Annotated in this window: 18 protein-coding genes; 13 read left to right on the top strand and 5 right to left on the bottom strand. The window is 62.0% G+C overall.

What is annotated here, in order from left to right; all coding sequences use genetic code 11:
- Nucleotides 1-85 precede the first annotated feature (85 nt).
- From mexE to ACODSJ_RS14020, 6 genes are all read left to right on the top strand, one after another.
- Entirely contained in the window at nt 86-1,339 is a 1,254-nt protein-coding gene (gene mexE, locus ACODSJ_RS14045; RefSeq protein ID WP_489102300.1) for a multidrug efflux RND transporter periplasmic adaptor subunit MexE, read from the top strand.
- A 15-nt stretch (nt 1,340-1,354) separates the two neighbouring features.
- Nucleotides 1,355-4,534 carry an efflux RND transporter permease subunit gene (locus tag ACODSJ_RS14040; RefSeq protein ID WP_489102299.1) on the top strand — a complete coding sequence of 1,060 codons (3,180 nt, stop codon included), beginning with the start codon at nt 1,355-1,357 and terminating at the stop codon, nt 4,532-4,534.
- Entirely contained in the window at nt 4,531-5,952 is a 1,422-nt protein-coding gene (locus tag ACODSJ_RS14035; protein WP_489102298.1) for an efflux transporter outer membrane subunit, read from the top strand. The genes ACODSJ_RS14040 and ACODSJ_RS14035 overlap by 4 nt, the downstream gene beginning before the upstream one ends.
- Before the next feature lie 351 nt (nt 5,953-6,303).
- Entirely contained in the window at nt 6,304-7,359 is a 1,056-nt protein-coding gene (locus tag ACODSJ_RS14030; RefSeq protein ID WP_489102297.1) for a tetratricopeptide repeat protein, read from the top strand.
- A gap of 164 nt (nt 7,360-7,523) precedes the next feature.
- Nucleotides 7,524-9,026 carry an ATPase domain-containing protein gene (locus ACODSJ_RS14025; RefSeq protein ID WP_489102296.1) on the top strand — a complete coding sequence of 501 codons (1,503 nt, stop codon included), beginning with the start codon at nt 7,524-7,526 and terminating at the stop codon, nt 9,024-9,026.
- A 2-nt stretch (nt 9,027-9,028) separates the two neighbouring features.
- A complete protein-coding gene (locus tag ACODSJ_RS14020; protein WP_489102295.1) occupies nt 9,029-10,693 on the top strand; it encodes a response regulator in 1,665 nt (554 codons plus the stop codon).
- A gap of 27 nt (nt 10,694-10,720) precedes the next feature.
- Here ACODSJ_RS14020 and ACODSJ_RS14015 read toward each other — a convergent pair whose 3' ends face one another.
- From ACODSJ_RS14015 to ACODSJ_RS13995, 5 genes are read right to left on the bottom strand one after another with little or no spacing between them, the layout of a single operon-like run.
- Nucleotides 10,721-11,098, bottom strand: coding sequence for a response regulator (locus ACODSJ_RS14015; RefSeq protein ID WP_489102294.1), 378 nt, complete (start codon nt 11,096-11,098; stop codon nt 10,721-10,723).
- On the bottom strand, nt 11,091-12,371 hold the full coding sequence (locus tag ACODSJ_RS14010) for a hybrid sensor histidine kinase/response regulator (RefSeq protein ID WP_489102293.1): 1,281 nt from the start codon (nt 12,369-12,371) through the stop codon (nt 11,091-11,093). The genes ACODSJ_RS14015 and ACODSJ_RS14010 overlap by 8 nt, the downstream gene beginning before the upstream one ends.
- A 5-nt stretch (nt 12,372-12,376) precedes the next feature.
- Nucleotides 12,377-12,964 (bottom strand): chemotaxis protein CheB, encoded by a 588-nt coding sequence (locus tag ACODSJ_RS14005; protein ID WP_489102292.1) that lies wholly within the window; start codon nt 12,962-12,964, stop codon nt 12,377-12,379.
- Entirely contained in the window at nt 12,961-13,776 is an 816-nt protein-coding gene (locus ACODSJ_RS14000) for a CheR family methyltransferase (RefSeq protein ID WP_489102291.1), read from the bottom strand. The genes ACODSJ_RS14005 and ACODSJ_RS14000 overlap by 4 nt, the downstream gene beginning before the upstream one ends.
- Nucleotides 13,776-17,258 (bottom strand): response regulator, encoded by a 3,483-nt coding sequence (locus ACODSJ_RS13995; protein WP_489102290.1) that lies wholly within the window; start codon nt 17,256-17,258, stop codon nt 13,776-13,778. The genes ACODSJ_RS14000 and ACODSJ_RS13995 overlap by 1 nt, the downstream gene beginning before the upstream one ends.
- Before the next feature lie 255 nt (nt 17,259-17,513).
- Here ACODSJ_RS13995 and ACODSJ_RS13990 point away from each other — a divergent pair, with 255 nt between their 5' ends.
- The 7 genes from ACODSJ_RS13990 to ACODSJ_RS13960 all read left to right on the top strand — a co-directional run bounded on the left by ACODSJ_RS13990 (nt 17,514) and on the right by ACODSJ_RS13960 (nt 24,952).
- On the top strand, nt 17,514-17,885 hold the full coding sequence (locus tag ACODSJ_RS13990) for a response regulator (protein ID WP_489102289.1): 372 nt from the start codon (nt 17,514-17,516) through the stop codon (nt 17,883-17,885).
- Nucleotides 17,886-17,963: 78 nt separating this feature from the next.
- On the top strand, nt 17,964-19,253 hold the full coding sequence (locus ACODSJ_RS13985) for a glycosyltransferase (RefSeq protein WP_489102288.1): 1,290 nt from the start codon (nt 17,964-17,966) through the stop codon (nt 19,251-19,253).
- A gap of 71 nt (nt 19,254-19,324) precedes the next feature.
- Nucleotides 19,325-20,230: a helix-turn-helix domain-containing protein gene (locus tag ACODSJ_RS13980; RefSeq protein WP_489102287.1), complete on the top strand. Its 906-nt coding sequence runs from the start codon at nt 19,325-19,327 to the stop codon at nt 20,228-20,230.
- A gap of 309 nt (nt 20,231-20,539) precedes the next feature.
- Nucleotides 20,540-21,850, top strand: a complete 1,311-nt coding sequence (locus tag ACODSJ_RS13975; RefSeq protein ID WP_489102286.1) for an ABC transporter substrate-binding protein — start codon at nt 20,540-20,542, stop codon at nt 21,848-21,850.
- Between the two features lie 143 nt (nt 21,851-21,993).
- Nucleotides 21,994-22,926: a carbohydrate ABC transporter permease gene (locus tag ACODSJ_RS13970; RefSeq protein WP_489102285.1), complete on the top strand. Its 933-nt coding sequence runs from the start codon at nt 21,994-21,996 to the stop codon at nt 22,924-22,926.
- A gap of 10 nt (nt 22,927-22,936) precedes the next feature.
- Nucleotides 22,937-23,767: a carbohydrate ABC transporter permease gene (locus ACODSJ_RS13965; protein ID WP_489102284.1), complete on the top strand. Its 831-nt coding sequence runs from the start codon at nt 22,937-22,939 to the stop codon at nt 23,765-23,767.
- Nucleotides 23,768-23,848: 81 nt separating this feature from the next.
- Nucleotides 23,849-24,952, top strand: coding sequence for an ABC transporter ATP-binding protein (locus ACODSJ_RS13960; RefSeq protein WP_489102283.1), 1,104 nt, complete (start codon nt 23,849-23,851; stop codon nt 24,950-24,952).
- Nucleotides 24,953-24,962: the final 10 nt, after the last annotated feature.

The following is a 24,962-nucleotide window of genomic DNA, read 5'->3' as shown; positions in this document are numbered from 1 at the left end:
GTTACCTTCGCTTCATTCGATTCGTTCCCCTGCACCCCGCCACGCATCATCCGCCCATTCTCATTAAAATTGGCGGATGCTATCCATGGAACATTCACTTTCAACCTTGCGTTTTCCCCTCGCCCTTATCGCAGTGCTGGTGATGAGCGCCTGCGGCAAGACACCCGACTCGGCAGCTTCCATGCCGCCAGCCAAAGTCAGCGTAGCCAAGGTACTGGAGCAGCCAGTCAACGAGTGGGACGAATTCACCGGTCGCCTGGAAGCCCCGGAAACCGTTGAGATCCGTCCACGCGTCTCGGGGCAGATTGACGAAGTGGCCTTCACCGAAGGCGCACTGGTCAAAAAAGGTGATCTGTTGTTCCAGATCGACCCTCGCCCTTTCCAGGCTGAAGTGCGTCGTCTCGAAGCCCAACTGGCCCAGGCCCGAGCCACTGCCACCCGCAGCGAGAACGAAGCCCAGCGTGGCGAGCGCTTGCGCTTGAGCAATGCCATTTCCGCCGAACTGGCCGACTCGCGCACCAGCGCCGCCCAGGAAGCCCGCGCCGCCGTCGCAGCCATCCAGGCGCAACTGGACCTGGCCAAGCTGAACCTGAGCTTCACCCGGGTCACCTCGCCCATCAGCGGCCGTGTCAGCCGCGCGCAGATCACCGCCGGCAACCTGGTGACCGCCGACATCACGTCGCTGACCAGCGTCGTCTCCACCGACAAGGTCTACGCCTACTTCGACGCCGACGAACGCGTCTTCCTCAAGTACACCCAGCTCGCCCGCCAGGGTCAGCGCGGCCAGGCCACGCCGGTCTACATGGGCCTGTCCAACGAGGACGGCAATCCACACCTGGGCCAGATGAACTTCATCGACAACCAGGTCAACCCGCAAACCGGCACCATCCGCGGCCGTGCCGTGTTCGACAACAAGGACGGCGCCTACACCCCAGGTCTGTATGCCCGCTTGAAACTGGTGGGCAGCGGCACGTATTCGGCGGTGCTGATCAACGACGAAGCCGTGGGCACCGACCTGGGCAAGAAATTCGTCCTGGTGATGGACGCCGAGAACAAGCCTGCCTATCGCGCCGTCGAGCTGGGGCCGAAGATCGAAGGCCTGCGCATTGTGCGCAACGGCCTGAGCAAGGACGACACCATCATCGTCAAGGGGCTGCAACGGGCTCGCCCAGGTGCGCCTGTCACACCTGAAACCATACCGATGGCCAGCGACGCGACCCTCGCCGCCCTGGCACAACAACGCAAGGCACTCGAAGCCAGCAACCTGCCCCAAGTCGCGCCTTCCAAGGCCGTCTCCGGTGCGGCCGGCAAACTGGCCGTTGCGACCCCACGCGGTTAAGGGACTGAATCCAAGATGAAATTTTCCCAGTTCTTCATTTCACGGCCGATCTTCGCAGCGGTGCTTTCGCTGCTGATCCTGATCGCCGGCGCCATCTCGCTGTTCCAGCTACCGATCAGCGAATACCCGGAAGTCGTGCCGCCGACCGTGGTCGTGCGCGCCAACTTCCCGGGCGCCAACCCCAAGGTCATCGGCGAAACCGTCGCCGCGCCCCTGGAACAAGCCATCACCGGTGTCGAGAACATGCTGTACATGTCCTCGCAATCCACCGCTGACGGCAAGATCACCCTGACCATCACCTTCGCCCTGGGCACCGACCTGGACAACGCCCAGGTGCAGGTGCAGAACCGCGTCACCCGGACGGAGCCCAAGCTGCCCGAAGAAGTGACCCGGATCGGCATCACGGTGGACAAGGCCTCGCCCGACCTGACCATGGTTGTGCACTTGACCTCGCCGGACCAACGCTACGACATGCTCTACCTGTCCAACTACGCCCTGCTCAACATCAAGGATGAGCTGGCGCGCCTGGGCGGCGTGGGTGACGTACAGCTGTTCGGCATGGGTGACTACTCCCTGCGAGTCTGGCTGGACCCGAACAAGACCGCTTCGCGCAACCTGACCGCCACCGACGTGGTCAACGCGATTCGCGAGCAGAACCGCCAGGTCGCCGCCGGTGCCCTGGGTGCGCCGCCAGCCCCCAATGCCCAGGCCTTCCAGCTGTCGATCAACACCCAAGGTCGCCTGGTGGATGAGGAAGAGTTCGAGAACATCATCATTCGCGCTGGCCAGAACGGCGAGATCACTCGCCTGAAAGACATCGCGCGGGTCGAACTGGGCTCCAGCCAATACGCCCTGCGCTCGCTGCTGGACAACCAGCCGGCGGTGGCAATCCCGATCTTCCAGCGCCCAGGCTCCAACGCGATCCAGATCTCCAACGACGTCCACGCCAAAATGGACGAACTGAAGAAGAACTTCCCGGCGGGGATGGACTACAGCATCGTCTATGACCCGACGATCTTCGTGCGCGGTTCCATCGAGGCGGTGGTCCACACCCTGTTCGAAGCGCTGATTCTCGTGGTGCTGGTGGTGATCCTGTTCCTGCAGACCTGGCGCGCCTCGATCATCCCGCTGGTGGCGGTGCCGGTCTCGCTGATCGGTACGTTCGCCGTGATGCACCTGTTCGGCTTCTCGCTCAACGCCCTGTCGCTATTCGGCCTGGTATTGGCCATCGGTATCGTGGTGGACGACGCCATCGTGGTGGTGGAGAACGTCGAACGTAATATCGGCCTCGGGCTCACGCCGGTGGAAGCCACCAAGCGCGCCATGAGCGAAGTGACCGGCCCGATCATCGCCACGGCGCTGGTGCTGTGTGCGGTCTTCATACCGGCCGCGTTCATCAGTGGCTTGACCGGCCAGTTCTACAAGCAGTTCGCCCTGACCATTGCCATTTCCACGGTGATCTCGGCGTTCAACTCGCTGACCCTGTCGCCAGCGCTGGCGGCGGTATTGCTCAAGAGCCACGACGCGCCCAAGGACCGTTTCTCCAAGTTCTTGGACAAACTCCTCGGCAGTTGGCTGTTCCGTCCGTTCAACCGCTTCTTCGACCGTGCCAGCCACAGCTACGTGGGGGCGGTAGGCCGCGTGATCCGCAGCAGCGGCATCGCCCTGTTCGTCTATGCCGGCCTGATGGTATTGACGTTCTTCGGTTTCTCCAACACCCCGACCGGTTTCGTGCCCGGCCAGGACAAGCAATACCTGGTGGCTTTCGCGCAACTGCCGGACGCGGCGAGCCTGGACCGCACCGAAGATGTGATCAAGCGCATGTCCGACCTGGCCCTCAAGCAGCCGGGTGTTCAGAGCGCGGTGGCCTTCCCTGGCCTGTCGATCAACGGCTTCACCAACAGCCCGAACGCCGGCATCGTGTTCGTGACCCTCAAGCCTTTCGATGAGCGCAAGGACCCGAGCCAGTCGGCCGGCGCTATTGCCGGGGCCTTGAACGGTCAGTTCTCGCAGATCCAGGAAGCCTACATGGCGATCTTCCCACCGCCGCCGGTACAGGGCCTGGGTACGATCGGTGGTTTCCGCCTGCAAATCGAAGACCGGGGCAACCTGGGCTACGACGAGCTGTACAAAGAAACCATGAACATCATCGTCAAGAGCCACAGCGTGCCGGAACTGGCCAACCTGTTCACCAGCTACACCGTGAACGTGCCCCAGGTCGATGCCGCCATCGACCGCGAGAAAGCCAAGACCCACGGCGTGGCCGTCAGCGACATCTTCGACACCCTGCAGATCTACCTGGGTTCGCTGTATGCCAACGACTTCAACCGCTTCAGCCGCACCTACCAGGTCAACGTCCAGGCCGAGCAGCAGTTCCGTCTCGAATCGGACCAGATCGGCCAACTCAAGGTGCGCAACAACCGTGGCGAGATGATCCCGCTGGCGACCTTCATCAAGGTCAGCGACACCTCTGGGCCTGATCGCGTGATGCACTACAACGGCTTCATCACCGCTGAGATCAACGGTGCCGCCGCCCCCGGCTACAGCTCCGGCCAAGCCGAAAAAGCCATCGAAAAACTGCTCAAGGAAGAATTGCCCAACGGCATGACCTACGAGTGGACCGACCTGACGTACCAGCAGATCCTCTCGGGCAATACCGCGTTGTTCGTGTTCCCACTCTGCGTGCTGCTGGCGTTCCTGGTGCTCGCGGCGCAATACGAAAGCTGGAGCCTGCCACTGGCGGTGATCCTGATCGTACCGATGACATTGCTGTCGGCCATTACCGGGGTGATTCTCTCCGGCGGCGACAACAACATCTTCACCCAGATCGGCTTGATCGTACTGGTGGGGCTTGCCTGCAAGAACGCGATCCTGATCGTCGAGTTCGCCAAGGATAAACAGCTGGAGGGCATGAGCCCGCTGGCTGCGGTCCTGGAAGCGTGCCGCCTGCGTCTGCGGCCGATCCTGATGACCTCCGTGGCTTTCATCATGGGCGTGGTGCCCCTGGTGTTCTCCAGCGGCGCCGGTGCGGAAATGCGCCATGCCATGGGTGTCGCGGTGTTCTCCGGGATGCTCGGCGTGACCTTCTTCGGCCTGCTGCTGACCCCTGTGTTCTATGTACTGATCCGTAACTTCGTCGAGCGCAGCGAGGCCCGCAAGGCGGCCCGGGCTTTGAAACTGGAGGCGCAACAATGAGTTTGAAAGCGTTCGTGCCGAGCTTGCTGGTATTGGCCTTGAGTGCTTGTGCCGTAGGCCCGGACTACAAGGCACCGCAAACGGAGGCGGCAAACATCACCACCGCCACCGACGGTGCCGCCGGCCAGAAGAATTTCGACCGTGCCCGTTTCGAAGGCGTCTGGTGGCAGCAGTTCGACGACCCGACCCTCAATGCGTTGGTGACCCGTTCCCTGGACGGCAACCGTGAATTGCGCGTCGCCTTCGCCCGCTTGCGGGCGGCCCGGGCGATTCGCGATGACGCCAGCAATGACGCCATGCCAACCATCACCAGCCGCGCCAGCAGCAACCTGGGCAAAGGCCAGATCCCCGGACAGACCACTGACCGGGTCAACACCGAGCGCTACGACCTGGGCCTGGACATGGCCTGGGAAGTGGATCTGTTCGGACGCATCCAGCGCAACCTGGAAGCCACCGACGCCGATCAGCAGGCGGCCGAAGCCGACCTCTACCAATTGCAGGTGACTATGATCGCCGAACTGGTGGACGCCTACGGTCAACTGCGCGGCGCCCAGCTGCGGGAAAAGATCGCCCTGGCGAACCTCCAGAACCAGCAGGACTCGCGCAAGATCACCGAAAGCCTGCGTGATGCCGGCGTCGGCGATCAGCTCGATGTGGTGCGCGCCGATGCGCGCCTGGCGGCGGTGGAAGCCAGCGTCCCGCAATTGCAGGCCGAACAGGTGCGCCAACGCAACCGCATCGCCACCTTGCTGGGCGAGCGCCCGGACAAACTGAGCGTGGACCTGAGCCCCAAACAGTTGCCGGCCATTGCCAAGGCACTGCCCATCGGTAATCCGGGTGAACTGCTGCAACGTCGTCCGGACATTCTCAGTGCCGAACGCCAGTTGGCGGCCGCCACGGCGCGCATTGGCGTAGCCAAGGCCGACTTGTTCCCCCGGGTCAGCCTCAGCGGCTTCCTGGGGTTCACCGCCGGACGCGGTTCGCAGATCGGTTCCTCGGCCGCCAACGCCTGGGCGCTGGGCCCGAGCATCACGTGGGCCGCCTTCGACCTGGGCAGCGTGCGAGCCCGCTTGCGCGGTGCCAATGCCGAAGCTGACGGCGCGCTGGCGACCTACGAACAGCAAGTGCTGCTGGCCCTGGAAGAATCGGAAAATGCCTTCAGCGACTACGGCAAGCGCCAGCAACGCCTGATTTCGCTTATCCGCCAGAGCGAATCGAGCCGCGCCGCCGCTGACCTCGCCCAGATTCGCTACCGCGAAGGCACCGTGGACTTCCTCGTCCTGCTCGACGCCCAACGTGAACGCCTGGCCGCCGAAGACACCCAGGCCCAGGCCGAAGTGGACCTGTACCGCGGCATCGTCGCGATCTACAAGGCCCTCGGCGGAGGCTGGCAGCCGGAAACCGTCGCCAGCAACTGATCCCCCTTCCCAACCGAGCTCCTTTGGTTGGCCGCAACCAACCAATTGTTTGCCCCGCGTTCCATTGGACGCGGGGCTTTTTTGGTTTATCACTGACGGCTGATTTCCACGTTCCCCTGTGGAGTTGCCCTATGGAATTACCCTGTGGGAGCAAAGCTTGCTCGCGATAGCGCCGAGTCAGCCTGCATCACTGTTGCCTACACAGCCGCCATCGCGGGCAAGCCTGGCTCCCACATCACCGGTGTTTAGTTCAAGTTCCTGTGGAGTACGCAAATACTCACAAGGTTTGACTCAGGCGCCCGCCTGGCCGAAGCTGGCGACAACTCACGCTTCTGGTTATGGATTACCTGCATGCCCTCGTCTCGCCGCTATCTGCTGCTCAGCCTGTTCGTCCTGTTGGTGCTCGGTCTTGTCGCGGTGTGGCTGCGCAGCACTACCCCCCAGATCCCCGAGGCGATCAAGCGTGGCTACAGCGAAGCTCTGGAGCAGGCACGCAACGGCCAGCCGGGCGCGGCGCGGGTGCTCTATCAACAACTGGGGCGCCCGGATCTGTCGCCCAAGCGCCGTGTGTGGCTGCACGCCGAACTGCCCAACTACCCCAGCCCGCAAGCCTTGAAACTGGCCGACGCCGACCTGCACAGCGCCTCGCCGGAGGTGCGTCGCGCCGCCATCGGCAGCATTGTCGGGCTGGTGCCGACGGGGCAGCGCAGCCTGCTGCTGGGTCCGCTGCTCGATGACGACGACCAGACCGTGCGCTTCGCCGCCGTCAACGCACTGCTGGGCTTGTCTCCCGATGACCTGGGTTTGTACTTCGGCGCGATGCAGCTGGCGATCGACACCTGGGAGCAGGTGCTGGAGGACAGCCCGCCAAGCGCCGACACCTTTTATCAGCTCGCCCGCCTGCACCTGCACAACGCCGAACTGACGAAAGCCCAGCAAGCATTGGACCAGACCCTACGCCTGCAACCGGACAACCTGCCGGCGCTGGTGATGCAGATCGAAGTGTTGGATAAACAGGGCCAGGGCGATGCCGCGCGACAATTACTCGCCCGCCAGTTGCAAACCCAGCCAGACTCAGCTTATCTGCAACATGCCTTGGGCCTGTGGCTGTTGCAGCATGGCCAGGGCGAATATGCCGTGCTCGGCCTGGCCAAGGCCGTGGAACTGGAGCCGCAGAACAGGCATTACCGCTATGACCTGGCGACCACCCTGCACGCCGAACAGGAGCTGGAAGCGGCGCAAAAGCAGCTGGAGGAAATCGTCCAGCGCTACCCAGCCGATCGCAAGGCACGGGTCACCTTGATCAACTACTGGAAGGAAACCGGGCAGTTGCAGAATGTACAGATCCTGCTGGCCAAGCTCGAACAACTCAACCCCGACGACCCGGCGCTGCAGCAAGGCCTGTAGCCGTCGGCCCCTGCCGGACACAAGATCCGAGACGTGCACCCGTGCGCGTTTTGGCAACGCAGGCGGAACCGCCGCCACCGCCAGGGGTCAAGGTGTTCAGGCAGTTCTTTTTTCAGGCATGTTGCAGCCTGCTGCCCACTTTCCCCGTCACAAGAGGGCTGTTTTTGTCTACGTCTAATGAGTTGATCAGTGCTAAAGCCGCCACCGGCGTCGAAGGGCTGGACGATATCCTGTGCGGTGGCCTGTCCCGCGGCCACGTGTTCCTGCTGGAAGGCGAACCCGGGACCGGCAAGACCACGGTGGCGTTGCAGTTCCTGCTGGCCGGCGCCAAGGCTGGCGAGCGCTCTTTGTACATCACACTCTCGGAAACCGAACGCGAATTGCGCCAGGGCGCCGCGTCCCACGGTTGGACCATCGACGACGGCGTGCATATTTTCGAGCTGACACCGCCCGAAAGCCTGCTCAATGCCGAACACCAGCAGAGCCTGTTGTATTCCTCGGACCTGGAACTGGGGGAAGCGACCCGGCAGATCTTCGAGGTGGTCGAACGCGTCAAGCCAACCCGCGTGGTGCTCGACAGCCTGTCGGAGATCCGCCTGCTGGCCCAGAGCTCACTGCGCTATCGCCGGCAGATCCTGGCCATCAAGCATTACTTCGTGCGTTATGACGCCACCGTCCTGCTGCTGGACGACTTGACCACCGAATCCCTGGACAAGACCGTGCACAGCGTCGCCCACGGGGTGATCCGCCTGGAAGAACTGACCCCCGACTACGGCGCCGAGCGACGGCGCGTCCGGGTGGTCAAGTACCGCGGCCAGAAGTATCGCGGTGGTTTCCATGACTTCACCATCATGGCTGACGGCGTGCATGTGTACCCGCGGCTGGTGGCCGCCGAGCACCGCGGCGCCTATCTGCGCCAACAGCTGTCCAGCGGCCTCCCAGGCATGGACGCCTTGCTGGGCGGCGGTATCGAGACCGGCTCCAGCACGCTGATCCTCGGGCCGGCGGGCACCGGCAAGTCGCTGGTGGCGATGCTTTTTGCCGCCGCCGCCGTCTCCCGTGGCGAGAAGGCCGCGCTGTTCATTTTCGATGAGGAGTTGGGCCTGCTGTTCGAGCGCATGAAAAACATGGGCATCGACCTGCACGCGCTGCAAAAGACCGGCAACTTGTGGATCGAACAGGTGGACGCCGCCGAACTGTCCCCCGGCGAGTTCTCCCATCGCGTGCGCCATTGCGTCGACGAAGGCAACATCAAGACCGTGGTGATCGACAGCATCAACGGTTACCAGGCCGCCATGCCGGAAGAAAACTCGCTGGTGCTGCACATGCACGAGCTGCTGCTGTACCTGAACCGCAAAGGTGCCGCGACCTTCATGACCGTCGCCCAGCACGGCCTGGTCGGCGACATGCAAGCCCCGGTGGACATCACCTACCTGGCCGACACGGTGGTGCTGTTGCGTTACTTCGAAGCGCTGGGCAAGGTTCGCCGGGCGATCTCGATCATCAAGAAACGCACCGGCAGCCATGAATCGACGATTCGCGAATACCGCATCAGTGGCCAGGGCCTCACCATCGGCGAACCCCTGGATGCCTTCCAGGGCGTGCTGCGTGGCGTGCCGACCTATCTGGGCGAGAGCAACCCGCTGCTTGAGGAACCGTCGCAGTGACCATGAGCGAGTCCCGCTCCGAGCGGGCGCTACTCCTCGCGCCGCTGGGGCGGGATAACCAGATTGCATTGATGATCCTTGAGGAGGCCGGCTTTTGCGGCCTGATCTGCCAGACCCTGGGGCATCTGTGCGACGAGCTGGAACAAGGCGCCGGCCTGCTGGTGATTTCGTCCGAAGCGCTGTCGGGGCCGGACCTGGAGGTCCTGTTCCTGCTAATCGAACAGCAACCGACCTGGTCCGACCTGCCCATCGTCCTGCTGACCCACCACGGTGGCCCGGAGCAGAACCCGGCGGCACGCCTGGGGGCGCAATTGGGTAACGTCACGTTCCTGGAGCGCCCTTTCCATCCGGTGACCCTGATCAGCCTGGTAACCACCGCCCTGCGAGGACGCCGCCGGCAGTACGAAGCCCGGGATCGCCTGATCGACCTCAGCAACAGCGAACTGCGCCTGCAGACCATCCTCGAGACCCTTGAGCAGCAGGTGCAAGAGCGCACCGCCCAACTTCGCCACAACGAAGAGGCGCTGCGCCAATCGCAGAAAATGGAAGCGGTCGGCCAACTCACCGGCGGCATCGCCCATGATTTCAACAACATGCTCACCGGGATCATCGGCAGCCTCGAACTGCTGCGCCGACGCCTGGCCCGGGGCCGTACCGAAGACCTCGACAGCCTGATCGACCTGGGCGTGACCTCGGCCAACCGCGCCGCCGGGCTGACCCATCGCTTGCTGGCCTTCTCCCGGCGGCAATCGCTGGACTCCAAGGCGGTGCAGGTGAACACCCTGGTGCTGTCCATGGGCGAATTATTGCAACGCAGCCTCAACGAAAGTATTCGCCTGGACATGCAACTGGACGACCAGTTGTGGATCGCCGAAGCCGACCCCAACCAGCTGGAAAGCGCCCTGCTCAACCTGGTGCTCAATGCCCGGGACGCCATGCCGGACGGCGGCACGTTGGTCATACGCACCTTCAACCAGCACCTGGATGCGGGTGTTACCGACGCCTCCAGCAATCTGGAGCCCGGCGACTATGTCGCGTTGAGCGTGCAGGACACCGGCTGCGGCATGCCGGAGGCGGTCATCCAGCGCGCGTTCGATCCATTCTTTACCACCAAGCCGATTGGCCAGGGCACTGGCCTGGGCCTGTCGATGATCTACGGTTTCAGCAAGCAATCCCATGGCCACGTGACCATCGACAGCGAGGTCAACCGCGGCACCACCGTCAACCTCTACCTGCCGCGCTTCATCGGTGAGCAAGTGAGCGAACCGGTGGTCGTCACCTCGCACACGCCCCATGCGCAGGCGGGCGAGACGGTGTTGATTGTCGAAGACGATCCGGCAGTGCGGGTGCTGGTCAGTGCGGTACTGGGCGAGTTGGGCTATGCCTTCGTCGAAGCGGGCGACGCCAACAGCGCGCTGCCGATCCTGCAGTCGAGCCAGCGCATCGACCTGATGGTCAGCGACGTGGGACTGCCGGGCATGAATGGCCGGCAACTGGCGGAAATCGGCCGGCAGCTGCGCCCCGACCTGCGGGTCCTGTTCATCACAGGCTACGCCGAGCATGCCGCGGTACGCGGCGGCTTCCTCGATGCCGGCATGCAGATGATCACCAAGCCGTTCACATTCGATCTGTTGACGGCCAAGGTACGGGAAATGATCAAGACCTAGGCGCTGCCAAGCGAAGCAAGGCAGCCCCTACGACAGCATCGACTGCATGATCGCTTGCAGCTCATCCAGGTCGAAAGGTTTGTCCAGGATCGGCGCCTTGCGAGTGATGGGGCTGTCGGTCTCGCGCACTTCCTGGGCGTAGCCGCTGATGAAGATGACTTTAAGGTCCGGACGCAACCTGACCGCAGGTTCGGCGATCTGCACACCCGAGATGCCTCCCGGCAGTCGGAAATCGGTAATCATCATGTCCAGGTGCGGTTTGCTCGCCAGGATCTCGAAGGCCTGTTCACCGTTCTCCGCCTGCAGCACCCGGTACCCTTCACCTGACAGGTAGGCCGACAATACCATCAAGATCGATGGATCATCCTCGACGATCAGTACAACATCTTGCGCATCTTCACTCATGAGAAGCCTTTGTTCGATCAATAGCTGCTGATACGACCGTGGGGTCACTCAGAGGTTGCGTCAGTTCGACGGTTTTGTGAATCGCTGTTTTCTGAAAAGGCAGGCAAACACAAAAAAGCGCCCCTTCATTCAACCGACTGTCGACTGTGATGGTTCCGCCATGGGCCGTCACGATCTGCTCGGAAATGAACAGCCCCAGGCCCAATCCGGCAGTCGCGGCCTTGGACGAGACCCGCTCGAACTGCTGGAAGATACGCTTCTGGTTCTCTTCACTGATACCGATGCCCCGGTCCTGGACCTCGAAGCAGGCGTGTTCGGGGGTCTTGTAGATCCGCACGTCGATAGGGCCTTTGCCACCATAGCGCAAGGCGTTGGTCAGCAGGTTCGACACCACCTGCTCGATCCGGAACTCATCCCAGAGCCCTTCTACCGAAGGGTCGGCGGTGTAGGTCACGCTGCATTCGGCAGCCGTGATCTGCGGCTGGAAATTGCGCAGCAGATTAGCCACCAGCGCCGTCAGGTTGAAGCGCGTCGGGCGAATGGACAGCTTGCCGGTGCGAATCCGCGAAACATCCAGCATGTCCTCGATCAGCCGGATCAGGCTCTTGATCTGTCGCTCGTCGCGCTCGACCATCGCCCGCACCTTGTCCATGCTGAAGGCGGCGGCGTTGTCCCGGGCCAGGTGCATCTTGCGCAGCTGTGTCTCCAGGATCAGCCCATTGAGCGGGGTGCGAACCTCGTGGGCGACGACGGACATGAAGTCATCACGCATCCGCACCGCCTGCTCCAGCTCATTGCGGGTGGCCTGCAGTTGCTGCAACAACACCTGTTGCTCGCGGCGACTGCGCTCAAGGGCCACCACTTGCTCCTTGACCGCCTTGCGCTGGCGATAGAGCTCGACGAAGACGCTGACCTTGCTCTTGACGGCGTGGGTGTCCAACGGCTTTTGCAGGAAATCCACCGCGCCGTTTTCATAACCGGTGAAGGCGTAATTGCGCTCGCGGCCGGCGGCACTGACAAAAATGATCGGGACGCTGCGGGTCTTTTCCGTGCCGCGCATCAATTCGGCCAGTTCAAACCCGTTCATGTCCGGCATCTGCACATCGATGATGGCCAGGGCAAAATCGTGCTGCAGCAGCAGCGACAACGCTTCGTCTGCCGACAGGGCGGAGAAGACCTTGCGACCATCGCCCTTGATCAACGCTTCCAGCGCCAACAGATTTTCCGGCAGATCATCAACGATCAGCAGCTTGGTTCGACTGTCTTTTGGCATTGGGTTCATTCCAGCCCGGCCAGCAACTGGCCGATGTCTTGCAAAGAGAGGATGTGGTCGGGCTGGTGCAGCGCCAGCGCGGCTTCGGGCATGGTCGCTACCTGGGCTTCATGGGGGTCCTGGACTACGGTAATCCCGCCCTGCGCCCTGACCTTGGCCAGGCCTTGGGCGCCATCGCCATTGGCGCCGGTCAGCACCACCGCCAGCAGGTTCGGCCCGTAGACATCGGCGGCCGACTCGAACAGCACGTCGATGGAGGGCCGCGAATGATGCACGGGCGGTTCCAGGCTCAGCGACAGGCTGCGGTCGGCCTCGACCGACAAGTGATAGCCGGGTGTCGCGACGTACAAGGTGCCTGGGCAAATGTCCTGCTTGTCCCGGGCTTCTTCCACAGGCACCGCAAGACGACGCCCAAAAACCTCGGCCATCTGGCTCTCACGCTCGTCGGGTAAATGCAGCACCACCAGGATCGGCAAACCGAAGCCTTGGCGCAACGACCCGAAGACCTTGAGCAAGGCTTCGACGCCGCCGGCAGAAGCGCCCACGACGATGGCCTCGATTCGCGGCGCGGGTTCATCAATCGTCTGGTTCATAGCTTGCGGTAGATCCGTTCCTGTTTGACCAACGGCTCGAACTGCTTGCCATAGGCCGAAAAATCCAAGGTCTCCTTGCTGCCCAGGACCAGGAACCCTCGGTGGCAAAGGGACTCGTGAAACAGCCCGAACGCACGATCCTGAAGCTTTTTATTGAAGTAGATCACCACGTTACGACAGGAAATCAATTGGGTTTCTGAAAAGACGCTGTCGGTTGCCAGGCTGTGGTCGGCAAAGGTCACGTTCTCGCACAGAGTCTTGTCGAACATCGCGTAATCGTAGGCGGCGGTGTAGTAATCGGCAAACGAACGCCGCCCTCCGGCCCGCTGGTAATTTTGAGTGTAGGCCCGCACGCTTTCGAGGGAAAAAATGCCCTGCTTGGCCTTTTCCAGCGAGCGCGGGTTGATGTCGGTGGCATAGATGAGCGTACGGTCCAGCAGGCCTTCTTCGCGCAGCAGAATCGCCATGGAGTAGACCTCCTCCCCGGTGCTGCACCCGGCGATCCAGATCTTGAGCGAGGGATAGGTCTTGAGCAGCGGCACCACTTCCTCACGGATCGCCAGGAAATGCGTCGGGTCGCGAAACATTTCGCTGACCGGAATCGTCAGCAGTTGCAGCAGTTGCATGAACGCGCCGGGATCGTGCAGCACACGCTCCTGCAAGGCCGAAATGGTCTGGCATTCGAACTGGGTCAGAGCGTGCTCGACCCGGCGCTTGATGGAAGCGCCGGAGTAATCCCGAAAATCGTAGCTGTACTTGAGGTAAATCGCTTCGATCAACAAACGAAGTTCAATGTCGGTATGACGTTCCACTAAATTCTTTCCACATTCGGCAACCACACGCGAATCAGCGAGAACAGACGATCCAGGTCGATCGGTTTGGCCAGGTAATCATTGGAGCCCGCCGCCAGGCAGCGTTCCTGGTCATCCTTCATGGCCTTGGCCGTCACGGCGATAATCGGCAATTTGCGCCAGCGCGGGTCTTTGCGGATCAGCGTCGTGGCTTCGAAACCGTCCATCTCCGGCATCATCACGTCCATCAGCACCAGGTCGATATCGTCCACTTCATTGAGGCGGTCGATGGCCTCGATGCCATTACGGCCGATCACCACCACCGCCCCTTTCGCCTCCAGCGCGCTGGTCAGGGCGAAGATGTTGCGCACATCGTCGTCCACCAGCAGCACCTTGCGGCCCTCGAAAACCTTGTCACGGCTGCGGGCGGTCTTGAGCATCCGCTGCCGTTCATGGGACAACCGCGACTCGACTTGGTGCAGAAAAAGTGTGACCTCGTCCAGCAGCCGCTCTGGGGAGCGGGCGCCCTTGATGATGATCGAGCGTGAATACCTGCGCAGCTCGGCTTCTTCGTCGCGGGTCAGGTTGCGCCCGGTATAGACGATCACCGGCGGGAACGAACAGATCTCCTCGCTGGACATGCGCTTGAGCAGGTCATTGCCGAGCATGTCCGGCAACTTGAGGTCGATGATCATGCAGTCGTAGACGTTCGTCTGCAGTAGGTCCAGCGCTTGCTGGGCCAGGCCAACGGCGGTGATTTCGATGTCATCGTCGCCGATCAGGCGCTGAATGCTGTCACGCTGCAAATCATCGTCTTCCACCAGCAGCACCCGCTTGACCTTCTGGGTCAACTTGGCTTCCAACCGGGCGAACACCGCCTTGAGCTCCTCGCGGGTGGTCGGCTTGACCGCGTAACCGATGGCCCCCATGTGCAGCGCCGCCTCGGCGCGGTCCTCGACCGAAATCACGTGCACCGGGATATGTCGGGTTTCGGGCTGTTCCTTGAGACGTTGCAGCACGGTCAGCCCGGAGTGGTCCGGCAGGCGCATGTCCAGCAAGATTGCGTCGGGACTCAGTAGCGACGCCAGGTCAAAGCCTTCGTCGGCGCTATGGGCCACCAGGCACCGGTAGCCCAGCTCATGGGCCAGGTCGAACAGGATCTGGGCGAACTTCTCTTCATCTTCGATGACCAGGATGCAGCGGTTATTGAACGGCGCCTCGTCCCGATCATCGGCGAACCGCGCAATGGGCAGATCCACCTCGGCGACGGGGGGCGCCGGCGCAGGTTTGGGCGTCACCAGGGTCGGCGCGATCGCGGTTGGGGTAAACGTCATCGGCTCTGCCGGACGCTCCCCAGGCTCGACATAGCGCTCCGGCAACACCAGCGTAAACACGCTGCCCTGCCCCGGTTCGCTGGAAACCGAAATCGAACCGCCCAGCAAGGTCGCCAGATCGCGGGAAATCGACAGCCCCAACCCGGTGCCACCGTAGCGGCGGTTGGTGGTGCCGTCGGCCTGGCGGAACGCCTCGAAGATGCTTTGCTGCTGATCGGCAGCGATGCCGATCCCCGAGTCACGGATCATGAAGGCGATGCCCGAGCCCGGCTGGCCGGCCACCGACAGCCGGACGGAGCCGTGCTCGGTGAACTTCACGGCATTGGACAACAGGTTCTTGATCACCTGCTCCAGGCGCTGGCGATCGGTGTAGAGGGTGGAGGGCGCGTCGGGCAGCAACTCCGTCTCGAAAAACAGGCCTTTTTCGGCCGCCAGGGGCATGAACAGATCCCGCAGCCCCTCCACAAGGCGCGGCACGCTGGTGTTCTCCGGACGTACTTCCAACTTGCCGGCCTCGACCTTGGAGATGTCGAGGATGTCATTGATCAGGTTCAACAGGTCGTTACCGGCGCTGTAGATCGACTCGGCGAACTTGACCTGCTCCTCGCTGAGGTTGTTCTGCGGGTTCTCCGCCAGCAGCTTGGACAGGATCAACGAACTGTTGAGCGGCGTGCGCAACTCGTGGGACATGTTGGCGAGGAATTCGGACTTGTACTTGCTCGAACGCTGCAACTCTTCGGCGCGCTCCTGCAACTGGACCTGGGCCAGGTTCAGCTCGCTGTTCTTGCGGTCGACGGCATCGCGTTGCTGCGACAACTGCTCGTTGGTCTGCTCCAGCTCCAGCTGCTGGGTTTCCAGGTGAGCCTGGGACTCCTTGAGGATGCGCGACTGTTCTTCCAGTTCTTCGTTGGCGGTCTTGAGCTCTTCCTGCTGGACTTGCAGCTCTTCGTTCAACTGCTGGGTTTGCGCCAGGACTTCTTGCAAGCGTTGACGGTAACGGGCGGCTTCGATGGAGGTGCCGATGTTTCCGGCGATCCGCTCCAACAACTCGACGTCGCGCTCGGTCAGTGGCCGCAGGAAACCCAGCTCGATGACACCGTTGACCCGCTTGTCGTCGCTGGTGGGCACCACCAGCACACTGTTGGGCAATCCCTGGCCCAAGCCGGAGCTGACTTTCAGGTAGTCTTCAGGCACGTTGTCCAGGCGGATGAGCCGCCCCTGCTGCGCCGTCTGCCCCACGATGCCTTCACCGTCGCCGAACACCTGGTTCTGTTCGGCGTCTTCACCGGACATGCCATAGGTGGCGACACGTTTCAACGTGCCATTTTCTTCGCGAGCATAGAGTGCGCAGACGACGACGCCCATGTACTGGGCAAAGAACTGCAGGATATTGCGACCCAGCAGGTTCAGGGTCAATTGCCCCAGGACCTGCTCGGCCAACTGGGTCTGGCCGTCGCGCAACCAGGCTTGTTTTTCCAGGTGCACTGCACTCTGTTGCTGGGCCTGGAGGGTCTTGCTGTAGCTGTTCGACAGGCTCAACAAGTCTCGCCGACCGATACCCGCGAGCACACCACTGATCCCGGCGATGAACAGCAGATACAGGACGACACTCCAAATCGTGGAGGAGCGCACCTCGTCGTTGCGTGCCACACGTAGGTGCTGTTCGGTTTCGATGATGTCATTGAACGCCTGGCGAATCTCATCCGTCAGGTGCTTGCCGCGCCCGGTCCTCACCACTGCCCCAAAATCGCCGCCGGTGCGTTGCATCTCGATCAAGCCTTGGGCATAGGTATTCCATTCACCCTGGAGTGCTTGGACCTTGTGCAGGCGGTCGGTCTGGATTGGGTTATCGGCTGTCAGTTCCAGCAATGTTTGCAGCGCCGCCGCGATCTGTGGCTTGCCCAGTTCATACGGTTCGAGAAACTCCTCAGTGCCGCTCAAGAGAAAGCCGCGCATGCCGGTTTCCAGCTCCACGCTCAGTTTCAGCGCTTCGTTGGTATTATTGATCACCTGGTCGGTGTGCCCGACCCATTGGATGACCGACAACAGGTAGCCGATCACTGCGACGAAGAACACCGCGCTCAGAGCGCCCATGCCCAGCGGCATACCAAGATTGCGGCTCAGGAGTTTGCGAAAACTTTGCTCATCAACCGGCGACGAAAGAGTCATGGAAAGGGCCTTGGTAAACAGTTGAGATCCGTGGAGTGTGCCCGAAAAATATCGGTTGGATCCACATTTCTGACAAGGCACCGGCGCCCATCCCACACAACTCTACCCTACGGCGAGGGAGCGACTTATCCTTGTCAGCCCTTGTACTATAGATCCTTTCTTGTACAAGTCCGGGAACTTGTGCCACCTCGCTACTTACTCATGTATGAGGCTGTTTTTTTCACCCTTCCCGAACCACCTGCGAGAACGCCGACTATGCCCACCTCTGTTTCAGCCACCCCCCCCACCATCCTGGTCGTCGAGGATGATGACATTGTGCGGATGCTGATCGTCGATGTACTGGAAGAGCTGGAATACCAAGTGTTGGAAGCGAACGGTTGCGAGCAGGCGCTGGCGTTCCTGCGCGATGAAGCACGACCCATTGCCCTGATGATGACGGACGTCGGCCTGCCGGTGATGGACGGCCGTGAATTGGCCCGGCAAGCGCGGCTGGCCCGTCCCGCGCTGGCAGTCCTGTTTGCCAGCGGCTATGTCGAAAGCATCGATGTACCCGAAGGCATGGCGGTGATTGGCAAACCCTTTTCCATCGACCAATTGCGGGACAAGGTCCGCAGCATTCTTTCTTGAGCCGGGGCGCATTCTTGGTCACTATCGGCGCCCCGCGCGTCGACCGCGCCTGATTCGCCTCCAAGGAAGTACCCGCCCATGCGTCATCCCTGCGCCACCAAGGTCCTGGTCATCGGCTATGTCTGGCCCGAGCCGCGCTCGTCGGCGGCCGGCGGGCACGTCATGCAGCTCCTGGAAGCTTTTCTCGGGCAAGGCTGGGACATCACCTTCAGCAGCCCCGCCCGTCCAGGGGAAACCCGCGCCGACCTGGTCGCACTGGGTATCCACGAGGTGCCGATCGAACTCAACAACAGCAGTTTCGATGCATTTATCCAGGAGCTGGCCCCCGATATCGTCCTGTTCGACCAGTTCATGATGGAGGAGCAGTTTGGCTGGCGCGTCGAGCAACACTGTCCCGATGCGCTGCGCGTGCTGGAAACCTCCGACCTGCAAAGCCTGCGCCACGCCCGGCACCAGCGCTTGAAGGAACGCCTGAAGACCGATAACGCGGCCGAGGACTTCACTGACTTCTTCAGCGCGGGGCTGGATGTCGAATTCCAGTGGATGGCCGACACCGACCTCGCCAAGCGGGAAATCGCCGCGCTGTACCGTTGCGACCTCAACCTGATGGTCTCCGAGGTTGAAATCGAGTTGTTGGTGGAGCACTTCAAGGTGCCGCGCAACCTGCTGCTCTGGTGCCCGTTGATGCTCGACTTGCCGAGCGAACCGTTCGTCCCCTTCGACGACCGTGCGCATTTCCTGAGTATTGGCAACTTTCGCCATGCACCGAACTGGGACGCCGTGCTTTGGATGAAGAATGCCGTTTGGCCGCTGATCCGCCGGCAGCTGCCGACGGCGCAATTGCACCTGTACGGCGCCTACACCCCGCCCAAGGCCACCGCGCTGCACAATCCCACCCAAGGCTTTCACATCATGAACTGGGCCGAAGATGCCTTGCAGGTCATGTCGGCAGCACGTATCTGCCTGGCCCCGCTGCGTTTCGGTGCTGGCATCAAGGGCAAGCTGATCGACGCGATGCTTTGCGGCACGCCGAGCGTGACCACGCCCATCGGTGCCGAAGCCATGGACGGCGGCCTGCCTTGGCCCGGCGCCGTTGCGCAAAGCGCCGAAGACCTGGCCAACGCCGCGGTGCAGCTGTACAGCGATCCGGCGCGCTGGGCCCAGGCCCGGGACGCCGGCCTTACCCTCGCCCACCGGTACCGCCGTGAACTGCACAACACGGCGCTGATCGAGCGCATCGAGGCTTGCCGCGCGAACCTGGCGCAAGGACGCCGGGACAATTTCACCGGCAGCATGCTGCGTCACCACCAGCACAAAAGCACCCAATACATGGCGCAGTGGATCGAAGAAAAAAACCGCAGCCACTAAGGACGTCCGGGGTGACACCTGCCTTGCGAAGGGGGCATTATCCAGCGGCGATAACAACAAAAGACGCCAGCATGACGCGGACAGCCAGAGTCACCGACCCTTCTTACGAATTGATGGACGACCATAACGGGCTGTCCATCATCTATCGCCAGCACGGCTTCCCCTGCCCCTTGGTGCGCTGGCACTTCCACAAGGAATACGAGCTTCACCTGATCATCGCCAGCGCCGGCAAGGTGTTCATTGGCGACTACATCGGCAACTTCAGTCCGCAATCGCTGTTTCTCATCGGCCCCAACCTGCCCCATAACTGGATCAGCCAGGTGGCCGAGGATGAAGTGGTGCCCAAGCGCGATATGCTGGTGAACTTCACTGACGAGTTGTTCGAAAGCGGTAATCAGGTGTTTGCCGAACTCAAGACCGTCGGCCCGCTGCTCGAACGTGCCCGGCACGGCATCGAGTTTCGCTGCAAGCGCACCATCCGCCAAGCCATGATCCTGATGCAGCGCATCGCCGATTCCCAGGGCATGAGCCGCCTGGGGCACTTTTTCATCCTGATGGAGCTGCTGGCCGCCACCGATGACTATCAGCTGCTGTCCGGGGCCACTGCGCCGCAAATGGCCGACGAACACAGCATCGACCGCACCAACCGCGCGGTGGACTACATCTTTGCCCACTACGCCCGGGAATTGTCCCTGGAGGAAGTCGCTGAGCACTTGGGGATGAAGCCCACCTACTTCAGCCGCGTGTTCAAGCAGGCCACCGGCCGCTGCTTCATCGAATTCGTCAACCGCCTGCGCATCAGCAAGTCCTGCGAACTGCTGGCCGATGGCGACAAACCGGTGACAGACGTGTGTTTCGAGTCCGGCTTCAACAACATTTCCAACTTCAACCGGCGCTTCCAGCAACTCAAGGGCATGACCCCCTCGCATTACCGGCGGCTGGCCGTGCAGCGGTTGACCGAGCAGAACCTGGGCTGACACTTTATTTCGCGTTGACGGGGCCCCTGTGGCGAGGGAGCTTGCTCCCGCTGGGACGGTCCGACGCCTCGGGCGAAGCAGCCCCAAAAAAGCGGGGTCGCTACGCGCCCCAGCGGGAGCAAGCTCCCTCGCCACAGGTTCTCTGTCAACCAATCTTGAGTGCAAAAAAGTATCAGCCAAAGTGCGACGGATGATTTGTCTCGCCGCTCATTGAGGGCTGTAATCAGCGCACATTCTTCCTCTCATCCGGAAGACACAAAAACAATAACTGTCCTTCTGTTGCCCCACGGCGCGGAAAAGGAGTGCGCGATGAAACCTTCGATAAAAGTTCTGCTTGTCTCTGCTTGCATGACCCTCAGCGGCGTCAGTCTCGGCGCACAGACCCTCACGATCGCCACCGTCAACAACAGCGACATGATCCGCATGCAAAGACTCTCGAAAACCTTCGAGACCGAGCACCCGGACATCAAGTTGAACTGGGTGGTGCTGGAGGAAAACGTTCTGCGCCAACGCCTGACCACCGACATCGCCACCCAGGGTGGGCAGTTCGACGTATTGACCATCGGCATGTACGAAGCCGCACTCTGGGGGGCCAAGGGCTGGTTGGAGCCGATGAAGGACCTGCCGGCCAGTTATGCCCTAGACGATGTTTTCCCTTCGGTGCGCGAAGGCCTGTCCGTCAAGGGTTCCCTGTACGCCCTGCCGTTCTACGCCGAAAGCTCGATGACCTATTACCGCACCGACCTGTTCAAGGACGCCGGCCTGACCATGCCGGAACGACCGACCTGGGAGCAGATCGGCGAGTTCGCTGCCAAGCTCAGCAAGCCCGACCAGGAGCAGTACGGCATCTGCCTGCGGGGCAAGGCCGGTTGGGGCGAGAACATGGCGTTGATCACCACGCTGGCCAACGCCTACGGCGCGCGCTGGTTCGATGAGCAATGGAAACCGCAGTTCAGCGGCCCCGAGTGGAAAAACGCGCTGAACTTCTACGTCGACACCATGAAGAAATCCGGTCCGCCCGGGGCGTCGAGCAACGGCTTCAATGAAAACCTGGCGCTGTTCAACAGCGGCAAGTGCGCCATCTGGGTGGACGCCAGCGTTGCCGGTTCCTTCGTCACCGACAAGAGCCAAAGCAAGGTCAGCGACCACGTCGGCTTCACCTACGCGCCCACTCAGGTCACCGACAAAGGCTCGGCCTGGTTGTACTCATGGGCGCTGGCGATCCCGGCCAGTTCCAAGGCCAAGGACGCGGCGAAGACCTTCAGCACCTGGGCCACGTCCAAGGAATACGCTGCCCTGGTCGCCGAGAAGGATGGCATCGCCAATGTACCGCCGGGCACGCGTGCTTCGACCTACAGCGACGCTTACATGAAGGCCGCGCCGTTCGCCAAGGTGACCCTGGAGTCGCTCAAGGCCGCCGACCCGAGCAAACCGACCCTCAAGCCGGTGCCCTACATCGGTATCCAACTGGTGACCATTCCTGAATTCCAGGCCGTGGGCACCCAGGTCGGCAAGCTGTTCTCCGCCGCCCTGATCGGCCAGTCCAGCGTCGACCAGGCCCTGGCCGCCGCGCAGCAGACCACCGAACGCGAGATGAAGCGGGCCGGGTATCCCAAGTAAAGGCTGGTCAACATCCATTTGTGGCGAGGGAGCTTGCTCCCGCTGGCGATCAAGGATTGCCTATCGGCTTGGGCCCGCTGCGCGGTCCAGCGGGAGCAAGCTCCCTCGCCACAGGGAATGCGTCGTATAAAGAGTAAACACTCATGAATAGTTCAACGACCACCGCCAAAGCACCCATCGAACTGACCCAACCGGTTCGCAAGATCCGCCTGGCCAACCCCGGCTGGTTCCTGGTCAGCCCTTCGGTAGCCTTGTTGCTGCTGTGGATGATCGTGCCACTGGGCATGACCGTCTATTTTTCGATGATCCGCTACAACCTGCTCTACCCCGGTGAAAACGAATTCGTGGGGCTGGAGAACTTCACGTATTTCCTCACCGACTCGGGGTTCATGCCCGGTGCCACCAATACCCTGTTGTTGGTGGGCAGTGTGTTGCTGATCAGTATCGTGTTCGGCGTGCTGATCAGCGCGCTGTTGGAAGCCAGTGAGTTTTTCGGGCGCGGTATCGTGCGGGTGCTGCTGATCTCGCCGTTCTTCATCATGCCCACCGTGGGCGCGCTGATCTGGAAGAACCTGATTTTCCACCCGGTCTCGGGAATCCTCGCGGCGGTGTGGAAGCTGTTCGGGGCACAACCCGTGGATTGGCTGGCCCATTACCCGCTGCTGTCGATCATCGTTATCGTGAGCTGGCAATGGCTGCCCTTCGCGATCCTGATCCTGATGACGGCCATGCAGTCCCTCGACCAGGAGCAAAAGGAGGCCGCGCGCCTGGACGGTGCCGGCCCCATCGCGATCTTCTGGCACCTGACCCTGCCGCACCTGGCCCGGCCGATTGCCGTGGTGGTGATGATCGAGACCATTTTCCTGCTGTCGGTGTTCGCCGAGATATTCACCACCACCAACGGTGGCCCCGGCTACGCCTCGACCAACCTCGCCTACCTGATCTACAACCAGGCGCTGGTGCAGTTCGACGTCGGCATGGCGTCGGCCGGTGGCTTGATCGCCGTGGTCATCGCCAACATCGCCGCCATCATCCTGGTCCGGATGATCGGCAAAAACCTCACCGACAAGCCCTGAGGTCGCCACCATGACGCTTCAACAATCGCGCAAGCTGCAAAGCCTGCTATTGGGCACACTGGCCTGGGCCATTGCGATCCTGATCTTCTTCCCGATCTTCTGGATGGTGCTGACCAGCTTCAAGACCGAGATCGACGCCTTCGCCACACCGCCGCAGTTCATCTTCGCGCCGACGCTTGCGAACTACCTGCACATCAACGAGCGCAGCGACTATTTCAGCTTCGCCTGGAACTCGGTGGTGATTTCCTTCAGCGCCACCGCCCTGTGCCTGCTGATCGCGGTGCCGGCGGCCTACTCCATGGCGTTCTACGAAACCCAGCGCACCAAGCGCACGCTGCTGTGGATGCTCTCCACCAAAATGCTGCCGCCGGTGGGCGTGCTGATGCCGATCTACCTGCTGGCCAAGCAGTTCGGCCTGCTGGACACGCGCATCGCGTTGATCGTGATCTACACCTTGATCAACCTGCCGATCGTGGTCTGGATGATCTACACCTACTTCAAGGACATTCCCCGCGACATCCTCGAAGCCGCACGCCTGGACGGCGCCACGCTGTGGCAGGAAATGGTCCGGGTGTTGCTGCCGATTGCCAAGGGAGGCCTGGCCTCCACCGTGCTGCTGTCGCTGATCCTGTGCTGGAACGAGGCCTTCTGGTCGCTGAACCTGACCTCGTCCAAAGCCGCGCCGCTGACCGCGTTGATCGCTTCGTACTCCAGTCCCGAAGGGCTGTTCTGGGCCAAGTTGTCGGCGGTCTCGACCCTGGCCTGCGCGCCGATCCTGATCTTTGGCTGGATCAGCCAGAAGCAACTGGTGCGCGGTTTGTCGTTCGGTGCCGTGAAATGAACTCGATTGCACATCCACCACACTGCCCACTCCCACAAAGAGCCGCCCTGCGCCACTGAATAAGACTGGAGGCCCACCCCCATGGCCAACCTGAAAATCAAGAATCTGCAAAAAGGCTTCGAAGGCTTTTCCATCATCAAAGGCATCGACCTCGAGGTGAACGACAAGGAATTCGTGGTCTTCGTCGGCCCGTCGGGCTGCGGCAAATCCACCCTGCTGCGGTTGATCGCCGGGCTTGAAGACGTCAGCGATGGCACCCTCGAACTGGACGGCCGGGACATCACCGAAGTCAGCCCGGCCAAGCGCGACCTGGCGATGGTGTTCCAGACCTACGCCCTGTACCCGCACATGAGCGTGCGCAAGAACATGTCCTTCGCCCTGGACCTGGCCGGCGTGCCCAAGGCCGAAGTCGAGAAAAAGGTCAACGAAGCGGCGCGGATCCTGGAGTTGGGGCCGATGCTCGAACGCAAGCCCAAGCAGCTGTCCGGCGGCCAGCGTCAACGCGTAGCGATTGGCCGGGCGATCGTGCGCAACCCGAAGATTTTCCTGTTCGACGAGCCCTTGTCCAACCTCGACGCCGCCCTGCGGGTGCAGATGCGCCTAGAGCTGGCGCGGCTGCACAAGGAACTGCAAGCGACCATGATCTACGTGACCCACGACCAGGTCGAAGCCATGACCCTGGCCGACAAGGTGGTGGTGCTCAACGGTGGGCGCATCGAGCAGGTCGGCTCGCCGCTGGAGCTCTATCACCAGCCGGCCAACCTGTTTGTCGCCGGCTTCCTCGGCACACCGAAAATGGGTTTTCTCAAGGGCAAGGTCGCAAGCCTTGACGGCCAGGGATACGAAATCCTGCTGGACGCCGGCACTCGCGTCAGCCTGCCGTTGAGCGGCGCCAGCCTGGGCGTCGGCGCGCCAGTAACCCTGGGCATTCGTCCGGAACACCTGAACCTGGCGCAACCGGGTGATTGCACCCTGCAAGTCACCGCCGACGTCAGCGAGCGACTGGGCAGCGACACCTTCTGCCACGTCACGACGGCTTCCGGTGAAGCCTTGACCATGCGGGTTCGCGGCGACCTGGCGAGCCGTTTCGGCGAACAGCTGGCCCTGCACCTGGACCCTGAACACTGCCATTTATTCGATGCCGAGGGCGTCGCGGTGACCCGCGCGCTGCGCGCCGCCGCCTGATTGCCGAGAC

The organism is Pseudomonas sp. FG6, from assembly GCF_057809015.1.
This window is presented reverse-complemented; position numbering and strand designations above follow the sequence as displayed.